8 protein-coding genes are annotated in these 11,900 nt (G+C 46.2%); all 8 read left to right on the top strand.

Going from position 1 to position 11,900, the window contains the following annotated elements; all coding sequences use genetic code 11:
* The first annotated feature begins 2 nt into the window (after positions 1–2).
* Positions 3–809 (top strand): hypothetical protein, encoded by an 807-nt coding sequence (locus WC356_03845; GenBank protein MFA5382274.1) that lies wholly within the window; start codon positions 3–5, stop codon positions 807–809.
* On the top strand, positions 810–4,577 hold the full coding sequence (locus WC356_03850) for a hypothetical protein (GenBank protein ID MFA5382275.1): 3,768 nt from the start codon (positions 810–812) through the stop codon (positions 4,575–4,577). It abuts the gene before it with no gap.
* Positions 4,578–4,594: 17 nt separating this feature from the next.
* On the top strand, positions 4,595–4,828 hold the full coding sequence (locus WC356_03855) for a hypothetical protein (GenBank protein MFA5382276.1): 234 nt from the start codon (positions 4,595–4,597) through the stop codon (positions 4,826–4,828).
* Positions 4,829–5,431: 603 nt separating this feature from the next.
* Positions 5,432–5,809: a hypothetical protein gene (locus WC356_03860; protein MFA5382277.1), complete on the top strand. Its 378-nt coding sequence runs from the start codon at positions 5,432–5,434 to the stop codon at positions 5,807–5,809.
* Positions 5,806–7,749, top strand: a complete 1,944-nt coding sequence (locus tag WC356_03865) for a hypothetical protein (GenBank protein MFA5382278.1) — start codon at positions 5,806–5,808, stop codon at positions 7,747–7,749. Before WC356_03860 ends, WC356_03865 begins: the two co-directional genes overlap by 4 nt.
* Before the next feature lie 10 nt (positions 7,750–7,759).
* Positions 7,760–10,564, top strand: coding sequence for a hypothetical protein (locus tag WC356_03870; protein ID MFA5382279.1), 2,805 nt, complete (start codon positions 7,760–7,762; stop codon positions 10,562–10,564).
* Positions 10,565–10,566: 2 nt separating this feature from the next.
* Complete coding sequence (locus WC356_03875; GenBank protein ID MFA5382280.1) at positions 10,567–10,926, top strand: hypothetical protein; 360 nt, start codon at positions 10,567–10,569, stop codon at positions 10,924–10,926.
* A gap of 6 nt (positions 10,927–10,932) precedes the next feature.
* A complete protein-coding gene (locus WC356_03880) occupies positions 10,933–11,574 on the top strand; it encodes a hypothetical protein (protein ID MFA5382281.1) in 642 nt (213 codons plus the stop codon).
* Positions 11,575–11,900: the final 326 nt, after the last annotated feature.

Raw genomic sequence — 11,900 nt, forward strand, 5'->3', positions numbered from 1 at the left:
ATATGGATACAAGAGAAATTCTTAGAATACTTACGGGTACTGCTGGTGCTGCACTGAGTGGGTATAATCAAAATCGAGAAAATCAGAATACAGTTACTCGACAGAAGATGGCAATACTGATGGATGAATTGGCGCGACAACAACAACAGGCGAACGCCGATAGGGCATATGGGTTAGATACACAACAGTTCCAACTCCAGAAGTTTATTCAAAATATGAAACCATATGAGGCTGGACGGCAGGCACTTTGGGAACAAGACCAATCTGCGAGGGAGCACGCCAATCGTATGGCTGAAATTGCAGCTCAGGGAGCACAGTATCGTCAGACGCAGGAAAACGCTGCCGCACTGGGGAGTAAGACATATCAACAGGCTCCACCTTCACCGAGTGAGATAACAAATAAACAAAACAATATCTTAGCTCAATTCGCTGGTGGACGTGACTGGAGTGGAACAACACAGAAACCGGTGGGTAATCTTCCTTCTAGGGAAGAATTGGTGGCTTTTCTTTTGCAGGCACAACCCATGGATACGAATATTACTAATAACAAGTGGTATAATGCTGGTAAATCCGATACTTTGATTACCCCAAATCCCGACTATAAACTTCGGCGTGATTATCAAATGCTTTCTGGGGATACTATACCGGATTATCCCACAACGACATCAACAACTACGCCAGAGAAAGCCACACCACGAAGTATGGCGATAGATGAGATTATTGGTAGGGTCGGTCAAGAGCGGTGGAATAAGGCGAGTCCGGCAGAACAAGAAGAAACCATTAATGCCATTATAGGAAAGTTTAAATAAGTGAGTCTTTTAGAAGATTATCAAAAGGCCGGTCAGTCCACATCTAATAATAGTCTCTTAAATGACTATGTGACCGCCAGTAAAAAAGAAACAGTTCCCGCATGGCGAGAAGGATTATACCCTTGGCAACATGGTTTTCAGAACGTTTCCTCGCGATTTTATAATAGGGCGGGCAACCTTATAGAACTTCTCGCCACCCAAGGTGGCGGATATCCCCATGGAACGTTGGCTGATGCCGGGCGGTGGGCGGCCAAGGGATTACGTGGTATTGGAGAGCGTGTAGCCCCGACAGGAGAAGTCAAGGGTTTTATCCCTAAATTAGCGTCTGGGACTGCGGACATATTGGGAGAAATACCCTTATTGATTGCAACCGGGCCGGGAGCACCCGCCCTTGCCGCCCTTGAGGGGGGGCTCGATGCCGACCAAACCAATCCCTTGGCTATGGCGACTGGTGCGGCACAAGGGGCATTAACACTAAAATCCCTACAAGGACTCAGTGCACTAAAATCATTATTGGCGCGTACTGCGGTTGGTGGTGGAACTTTCGGTGGGTTGGCGGCGGCGCAGGGTTCTCCAACGGAAGATGTCGCAGCCCAGACTGTTCTTGGTGCTATAATGTCGCTTCCGGGTGGTGGTAAAACCGCCAACGAACAGATTTTAGCTCAAACAAAAGGATATCGTCCGAGTCCCGAAATGGTGGCACGAGAATATGCGGCGGCAACAAGGGAAATGCCGAAAACTACCATAGACCCGTCGGTGTTTGAAAATCGCCCCCTACTCCAATTACCCGCACCTACTAATGAGGGTGTGATGATATCGCCCCAACGTGGTAGATTGATAAAGAAAATAGGGTATGAGACTTCTAAAACAGGTAAGACCGGGAAGTTTATTTACCCAACTGAAAAAAATACTTTACTAAACGATTACTTAAAAGCGTCGGAAGGGGAAGAGCTTGGGCGACCCGTACCCATCGAAGGGACGGGCGGTGAAACGCCTACAGCAAGTGGAGTGGTTCAAACACAAGGGCAAGTAAAACCACGAGTCTTAACCCCAGACGAAATACCCTTCAAGGCGGCGGCTGATGCAGTAGGGGTTCGTTATGACGGGATGATGGATTTTGGTGTTAAGGGTCGAAAGGCGCAACTGACATTGACAGAACCGGGGTGGGGAACAAGTTTCTATGCTAAAACACCTAAAGATGTCGCTATCCGTGCCGAGGAAAAGCGTGCAGCATATCGGGCGGCAGATGAGGCGAAGAAGTCGACCTCGGAACAACCTGTACCACAAACAGACACAAGCGTACCAGAAATAAGTACACCCGTTCTACCGGATAAGACGGTTGTTCTGGAGGGTGGGACACCGGGGAACATGGCCCCATCTCGACGTGCTGAGCGAACCGAGGCGGTCGCAGTTGATGCTAAGTTGACCGAGGGGTTTGAGGGGTTAGCAAAATACGCAAAGGAACATCAGGGTGATTGGAACAGGGTTGCACGGGAACTTGTTGAGATTGACCCAATAAGGGCCGACCGAATAGCAATGGGAAAAGAATCTTCACCGGTCGGCACCCGTGATGCGGCAGTATTTGGTGCGGTTGAGGAAAGAGCGACGAAGGCTGGAGATGTAGAAACATTACGTCGTTTGGCGACCGAATCAACCGTTGCCACTCATTTAAGTGAATATGGCAAGGAAATCAAGGCAGCAGATTCCGGCGCGGACGTTCTCGATAGTCCTGTTCGTGTAATGCAGGATATTAGTAAGACAAGAGCTGAAGAGAGTACGCGAACGGGTAGGAAAAGAGTCCAACCCGCGGAGGTCGAAAGATTACGAACTGAACTTGAAACGGCACAAAACGCCCTGTCTGCGCGTCTCACTGAAAAAGTAGCAAAGAGAGAACCGATAAAGTATGGGGCGAAAAATAAGATTGTTACTTTATCGGACTATGAAATAACTAAAGCAAAATTAAGAGAGCGATTTAGTGGCACTCAATTAAATGTTGGCATTGACCCCGAAGTTATAAAGGATTTAGGGAAGATTGGAACATATCATTTCGAGGCTGGAACGCGGGCATTCGCGGAATGGTCGGCGAGAATGGTTGAGGATACGGGTGAATGGGTCAAACCCTATCTTAATGATTTATGGAAACAAACCCAGAATGACCGTCGCCAACGGATTGGTCTAAAGACACAAAAGACTCGCCTCGCAAACGAAGCAAAAAAACTTACCGGGAAACTTGAGAATCTTGATTTCACTAAACAAGAAAGACGGGCAATCGCACTTGATCCTGAAGCAATGGTCTTAAAGGCCAAACGTGATAGGGCTAAGGAAAATTATCAAATGGCGGCGAAGGCTGCCGGAGTAGTTACTAAAGAAGAGGCGACTGAAATCGTTCGCCTCTCGCAGGTTATGAGTGATGCTAAAATCAAGATGGAACAGGGCGGCAATAGACTTGTTTATGGTGCGGCAAGGGTTGTCCTTCAAAATTATGCCGATAGATTAAAGGGTGTTCATGCGCCAATTAAGACTATACTCAAAAACCGTACTGGTGAATTTGGAACTACATGGAAAGAAAATCCCGTTGGGGCCGTAGGTGGGGTTGGGTTAGACGCGGCAAAAGTAATCGCTGATAATAGTGTTACTTTAGTATCGACCCTTGACAATTCCTTTATCGGTAGTCAGGGTGTATATACTTTTGGGACGCACCCCGTTATATGGTATCGAGCCGCCATAAAATCTTTTGCGGATTTCGCTAAGACTATCGGCGGCAAGAATGCCCACGACGCACTAATGGCCGATGTTTATTCTCGACCTCGTTATATGAGTGGAGAATACCAAAAGGCGGGACTTTTACCCACTACAGAAGAACCCTTTCCGGGGACACTTGCTCAGAGAATCCCCGGTGTGGGCAGAGTATTGACGGCCAGCGAATACGCCTTTACTGGAAGTGCCACAAGAATGAGGCTTGGTACTTACGACTTACTTGCCGATAGGGCTATTAAAAACGGGGTAGATTGGAACATTAATCAACAAAAAGCTTTTGGTAAACTATGTAGTTCATTGACGGCTCGCGGTACGGCCAAGTGGACTAATTCCCCAATCATACGATTAGTAATGTGGGCACCGAAGATGTTGAAGGGACAATATGATATTCTAACAATGCATAGTCTCGGTGCGGGGCTGGAAACTCCACGTGCTCGATTTGAAGCCGCTAAGAATCTATTAAAGTTGACCGTCGAAACAGCATCCTTTATGACGCTTTGTAATTATCTTAAACCGGGGAGTGCGGAAACTGACCCAAGGAGTTCTGCTTTTGGTACGGTGAAAATAGGTGGGACTAACTTCTTGTATGGAACAAAAGCTATCGGTCTTGTTGTCTTAGCCTCACGATTAATTACCGGGGAAACCAAAAATGCCGTAACCGGTAAAATCACCAAATTAGAACCCGGTTATGGTAAGAGAACACGACTGGATGTTTTATATAGTTTTGTAACCAACAAGTTCAATCCTCCCGCTTCCGTATTGCGAGATGCGTTAAGGGGCACATTCTTTGACCAAACCCCCTTTACGTGGGGTGGTGCTATATATAGAGCACATACTCCCATTTTCTTGCAAAATGTCATTAATCTGAAAGATAATAAATCCGCTGCTGCAGTGGCGGGGGTAATAACTGATGGACTTGGTGTCCAAGCAACCACCTATACAAACAAAATCAGGGGTTCTTCCAAGCCCCCCTCAGGGAAACTTCCATCAATGGGAATGCCTAAACCATGAACGATAAGGAACTTACAATGACTGACTGCAAGACAAGAGATTGTCCATTTGACCCGGTTGAGTGGGGAAAATTAATCGAAAGACAAGACGACCACGCCAAACAACTTAGTCGTATCGAAGAGAAGATAGACAAAGTATTGGGCAATGGTCTTATTAAGCGTATTCGCCGTGTAGAATATACCGTATGGACATTTATCGGCGGTATCACAGTATTGGCGTTTTTGATAAAAGAACTTCATTTATTGGGGTGATTTATGGCACAAAGAAAATTATCCAAAGAAGAACTTGAGTCAGACAATAGGATGTGGACGGCAGTTATTGGCGGGTTGATATTTATTATAGTCTGTATTACCATTACGTTGATTGCCTGTCCGGGCTGGAGACCGTTTTAGATGAGACTTTGGAAGCAAAATGTCCTGATTATCCTGATACTGATTCTTCTGGTCTTATGCGCCGTCAAGATAAGCCGGGCTTCCGGCGAGGGCAGTATTACGATTACGGCGACTACTTCGTTAACAACCTCACCAATTCGGACAACCTTTATAACTGATATTGCCGCGAATATCAATTATACTTACTCGGCTGGTGGTGTCTTCTATGTCGGAAAAAATTACGATGGTTCAGTAAGCAGGCTTTATCATGGTATCACTATTCTTCCGACGCTCCGTGACAGTATCCGTATATTAGGGTCGACAAAACAAATAGACTCTTGTTTTATATACTATGTCGTCAACACCGCGGGAACTGCTGGTGACAGTGTTTTCGTTGCACCATTTCAAATAACCAGACAAACATTTGTATTTGGTAATGCCCTTGTAGCCGATTCTTGCGGCGTGACGTGGGACTCCGCCTATATGGTTGGTGATGGTTCTTGTTCTGGTACGGCGGCGGCATGGGGAACGGCAGGATGTCTTAATTCATCGACCGACCATGAGGCAACGCGGGACGGCGACTCCGTTTTATTAACTGCTGGCCCCGCAGACAATGGCGATACAGTTCGTTCCACTTTGTCTGCTGCAAATATAGCGGATACAAGTAATTATTTAAGCGTGGGATATGCCGTTGTATGGCTTCCCCTTGCTTATGGTGGTAATGATGGAGTGAGTTCACGTTGGACGTTTTCCCGCTCAACAACGGGGCAATTACCATTTGCAAGGATTTGGTACTCCGATAAACCGGCGGGGACAACGGGTTCTGGCCGTCGCAGTAGGATACTGAGGACAACCCAATGAAGAAATTACTCGCCATATTGCTGCTTTGTTGTGCTCCGGCGTTTGCGGGACAGTATGTAGTCACAAAAGTACCCGACACGCTTCTGGCTGGAGACCATAGTGCTGACACTTGGGATACCGTAACTATTCAGGGAACTAAGCTGACCAGCGGCACTGATGGTATTTACATCAATAGTAATTTTTGGTATGTGAATCTCGGTACGGACTCCATCGTTTTCGGGACAGATTCGACTATCAGAATGGGAACGTATCGGGGGCCGAGAGGTATATCCATCGGCTATCAGAAACACGATATTACTATTCATGGTGGGTATGTTCTGCATGATCCAGACAACATGGAAGCCAACGATAGCGTTTACGTTGAGGGTGATACTCTTAACTATTACGGTATCTGTTTCAAGATTGGCGGACAAGCCTACAATATCCTTCTCGATAGTATAATCGAAGCCAGAGTCAGGGGAGCCTATTATTCGCAAGTCGTAGAAATAGAGGGTAAGAATAACCGTATTCGCAAATGCCGTTTCTTCAATGATGCTTATGCCTATCCGTCGAGGACGATGTTTCAGGCAACGGTACTAAGTATTTCCTGCGATTCGGCCATGCTTACCGCACCGGGAGACTATCATGTAAAAGTAGATTCCTGTTATCTGGAAGATAACGCCCACGCCGCCGTTTATATGCGGTGGGCGGCAACCCAGACTAACGATTGTCCTAATGTCAAATTCTACGGCGATACCTTTGTAGTTGATGCTCGCAATAGAAAGTATGTGGGATTTCTCGGTCAGCTCGGAAAGAGCACGACACAGACCTATGGGATTGTCGGTACACGGGCGGGCAGGGGCACGGTAATAAATCACTGTGCTTTCCTTACTGGCACAAAGTACGGGGGCGGGCGGGGAATAAATCTGATTGGTGCGCTCGGAGTTGAGGAAGAGCCTATCGTTATCTGTTCAAGTTATTTCAATAATCACGAGGGTTACAATCAGGAATACGGCCCCGGCTCCGGCTATGGTTGCAGTGCGATGAAGATGAGACAATCTAATCGCTGGGTAAATATATTTGATAATGTCTTTATCACCACCGTCGATACCACGACCGACATTTGTGGACAGTACAATCCGAATGGAGAAGCTTTCGCTTATCAGGTTTGGGAAAATACTTCCCCGCCGTTTCATATAAATTTTACAAACAACATTTGTTCATTAAAGGCAATAACGAATGCCGATGGGTACGCATGGGATTGTGTGGCCTTCAAGTTTGATTATGTCAAGTATCTGGATACGTCATCACACTTCAAAGATAATAAGTTTTATTCTCAGGGTACATCAGTCCTCGACTACGGACAATATGATGGTGGTGGAGATTTCAGTTTAACAGAAGGGAATCTTCTCAAATTGGACACTACCGGCAAAGTATATGACCAATCGACGTTCAATCTTGGAATCTGGGGCGGCAACAACGGATATGATACTAACATAGTTTCCCTTAATGATAGCTTTGCCGGAGGTGCGTCGCCCAACTCAGTTACTCATATGTATCATGGTGAACCTGTTTTAACCGGCTATCAGGAAATCACCATTGCCCGAACCCTGAACCTGCACGTCAAGGGGACTAATGATATTGGCGTATCACAGGCGGCGTGTTCGGTCTGGAGTCAGTACGGATTAGTCGGCACTGGATTTACGAACGGGGCGGGCAATATCTCTTTTGTTTGCCCTTACGCCTATTACTCACGAACCGCACCGGATTCTGTAGGATATAATGATTATATAATTAGGGCACAAAAAGATACGGCACAAGCATATGACAGTTCGTTTACAATAAATCAGGTCGCCGCGATAGTGGCGGATACGTTGACCTTGACCCTCGGAAGTAACCCTCCAGAAGGATATAATCCGGCAACTCGACGGATTCAACGCTGGTATAGATTTAGAATATAGAGGTATGATGATGAAGAAGTTGTTTTTGGCTATAGTAATCCTTGCTTCAGTAGGGATGTGGCAATCGGTCGATGCCAGTATAAAGAAATCCAGCGAGACAATCACCGTTGGGATAACTGCCCCGCTTGATTCGGCAGGACTTCCGGGCGCGCCCGATTCAATTCAGGTTGTGGCGTGGCCGGATAATGCCACAACTGCCGCATATACGGCAAGTATCACGGCGATAGATGGCGACCAGTTTGACACCATTACGGTCGGCGGAGTGAAGACCTATGTATTCAGGGACGCTATCGCCGATATAGATGGTGCTGGTGGGAACTTCGAGCTGGCAGTATTCGTCACAGCGTTCTATAAAAAACTACCAACCCAAAGTCCTCCCTACTATGTGCAGGTCGTGTCTGATAGTTTAGAGAATTTTCTCGATGCTCCGATGGATTCCGCTAATGTGATAATTGCTAATCTGGCAAAAGGCATAGACTCTATTAATGCCATCCTTGATACGCTGCAATTATATGATGGACGCTATGCTCTTGCATCAGAACTCACTAAGGCCATTGATTCGATAAATGCGATATTGGATACTCTTCAACTGACCGATACCCGTCTTGACTCTCTTCTCGCCGCGGCAGGACATACGGCGAAGGTCGGAGCTGACCAGATATGGTCTTTACGTGGTTTACATATCAGGGCAACGGGTGACCACGACACCGCCATTATTGCACAAGGTGGCGACATCAACGGAATAGGATTTTATCGTTGGGGTGGAAAATATGGTTCATATTCATATGGTGAACAATATGCGGGTAGTTATGATACTGGCTTTGCTTTTGGTGCTCAATTTGGGGGAATAGTCTACGATATTGTCGGAGATATTCACGGAACCCTCACTCGCACCGATTCCGTCGGTGATGGCGGTGTAGAGGCCTTCTGGAACAAACCCTATAACAGTTCATTCACGGCCGGTTCAATGGGCGATAGTCTAAACAATAATCCTTTCGCCACAATCCTTGCGGCAGTTAACGCCGTTCCGCTTGGCACTTGGAATATCCCATTTACGACCGCCTTTACTGCCGGTTCAATGGGTGATTCGATGAACAACCTCGTAACGGTTGGACAAATGGCGAGTGTTTTTGGTGATACTATAGTGGCTCGTGATATGGCTACGGGCGCGGAAGTAACAGCTATCGACCCGCCGTCAGTGTCTGAGATATGGGATACATTGGGAGCTGCCGGTACTGTTGATAATAAGATTGACTCCACATTGGCCACCGCGTACACAATATTTGATAGTTTAATGGCCGGTGTCTGGGGTGGCGGAGGTGGCCTCGACTCGGCTACCGTCGAAGGTGCGGCAAAAGCAGCCCTACAAGCGGGCATAGACGCAAGTTTCGGGAAGATTCATGCTACGAATCTGATAATTAATGCTAATAATGCCGATACCGCAGGATTATGGATATCTAATACTGCAGGCGGTGGGGCCACCATTAAAACCTCGGCAGCGGGGAATACGGGACTATCTATACTTTCCAGTACGGGGCATACTCTATATATGAATGCAACAACGGGTAGTGTTGTACATATGAGTAATAGTAGTAGTAGTCCGACATTCCAAGTGACACAATCCGGTTCTGGCGATGCCGTTAAATTTCTAATAAATTCTGGAGCTACCGGACAAGGATATGCACTTGATTTACATAATGACGCGGCGATATCAACCACTGGCGGGGGTTTAAGGATAGAATCTTCAGCCGGTAATGCTTCTGCTCAGATCGGGAATACTTCCAATGCTATATTGGGTCGTGCCTTTTATGTTTACACGACCGGCGACTCTGGACATACTTTTGTTATTAGTAATGGAAGCGGAGACACGTCTGTCTCAACTCGCGCTTTTTATATAGAGGGGTCAAGCGCCTTCACATCCAGATATGGTAGAATTGAGGAGGCAATGTTAATACACACCGTTAAGCCCGGCGCTCCCGCTCTTTATATCTATGGGGATTCTTCCGCGGCTATTCGGGCCTCAACTTCTAACTCAACTTATAATGATATGGCGATTATCGTCGGCGGCAACGTCTCTCTTGACGGCAATAAGTTTGTTGGCGATATCGTTGGTAATATAACAGGGCACGTGGATACGGCTCTCGTGGCGGCATGGGTGGATACGGTAGACTATACTAAGGACGGGGCAATCACGGCCACGTTATCGGGTACGGGGGCATATACCTATAGTCTCCTATTGCTTGACACAACCGCCAGTCCCGATGCCCCGATTAATGGGGCGGAAGTGACTATCCGCAATCTCGCCCAAACAAACTACATAGCTTGGGCACATACTAATGTCAATGGAATGGCTTACTTCAATCTTGATACTGGTCAATATGCAGTCTTAGCTAAACGGGCGGGGTACTATTTCAAGACACCCGACACCGTACATCTGGTTGGTGTTATGAGTGATACTACTGAGGCCTATGTTCTTGATATCGGTAAGGTTACGGTCAGTGGCAGAATATACGGCATGAGTCGAGATAGTTTAAGGGATGCCAAGATAACCTTCTCGATGCCGTATGGTAGGGTCTGGGCTGATGTGGATAGTGCCATATATTACCCGACGGATGTGTCGGCCTATACGGACTCAACGGGATATTTCTCTTTGGGGGTGCTAGCGTCAACTAAAATGTTCGTGCAAACTCCAGCGGATACCCTAAAGTATAATGTCTCAATAGATTATCAGGGAAAACAGATACAATCCTTCAAGTCGGTGGTTGTGCCGGACGTGACCTCAGTGACGTTTAATCCGACTATTACAAGGAGATAGGTGTGCGCTGGAAGGACGATGAAATAAAGAGACAATGGGAAACGGGGTTAGTACATCCGAAACTACGTGACGAGATTGTCATGCTTGATAGTCTTGCTCAAATATGCGGAATGGAGGGTGGGTTAATGCTCACCTCCATCTACAGACCGGATGATGCTTTCAGCTATCATAAGAAATGGCAGGCGGTTGATATCAGGAATAGGGATATCAGTGAACCCTTAATGCGATTAATTACGACAATATTAATCAAGATAAAACGGTGGAATCCGCAACTCCAATTCGAAATCGAGCCTTCACCGATGCATCCAGATAGTGCGCCGCATGCGCATTTGGAAATAGACGATGGAACAATAAAACCATGAGGCCATATGCAAATCATAACAGGCAAGAGAGGGGTGAGCCTCGCCCGTAGGCATTTGCCTATTATATATCAGGGTTTTGATTCTTTCTACGATATCCCGATTGAAATACAGTTGGGAGATTTTAAGCCTACACCAAAACCATCTTGCTACTATTGGGTACGCACTGATGAAGTTCATTATTATCTGGGTTATGCCTTCTATCATTATCGAGACTGGACTTCATGTATCCCCGCTAAACCATTCGATGAACATTCCCACGATTTTGAAGGAGTCTTGATTCAAATCCCCTATTATTTGCCCCACAATAAACCCAAGTCATCAGCCAAGATAATTACCGTCTATCACCACGAATTGAAGACCGAAACATACGATGATGATGTCAAACCAACCATACTCATAGAAGCCCAATCTCATGCCATAAGTCCAAGTGAGCCATCGGATTTATCAGATTCTCAAAATTATATCTTGACAAACAATATACGTCTTGTTAATATAGACTCATTGGGAGAAACTTGGTTTGAGACTATGCGGGTAGAATTCAACAAACACGGAGTGAGCATGCCCGACCAGTGGGAACATCACGGTAAATATGTTGGTTGGATGTGGAATCAGCCGGACGATTTGATGAAGGTGATGTTCAGTGAATAATCCTCGACTGGCCTTTTATTGTGTGGGTCGACGTGGCGGGGTTGCCAAGCGATATCAGCATAGAAATGACTGGAGACGGATGTTCCCCGGACATTGCCTATTTAGTTGGACGGAAAGTTATACGGTGAAATGTCTCAATGCGAATTTCGCATTGAAAATCTTTTCGGAGGCTTAAATGAAATACTTTACTCTTATCTTTTTGAACATTTTAATTAAGGAGAAATAGTTTTATGTTTCCAGATGTTCTCAGTAAACTACCGATTGATATCCAGATTACTATTGGCATATCTGCGGTATGCACCCTGTTTATGAATATTCTCAAAGAG

The organism is Candidatus Micrarchaeia archaeon (genome assembly GCA_041653315.1).
In the GTDB taxonomy this organism is placed as follows: Archaea; Micrarchaeota; Micrarchaeia; order Anstonellales; family JAHKLY01; genus JAHKLY01.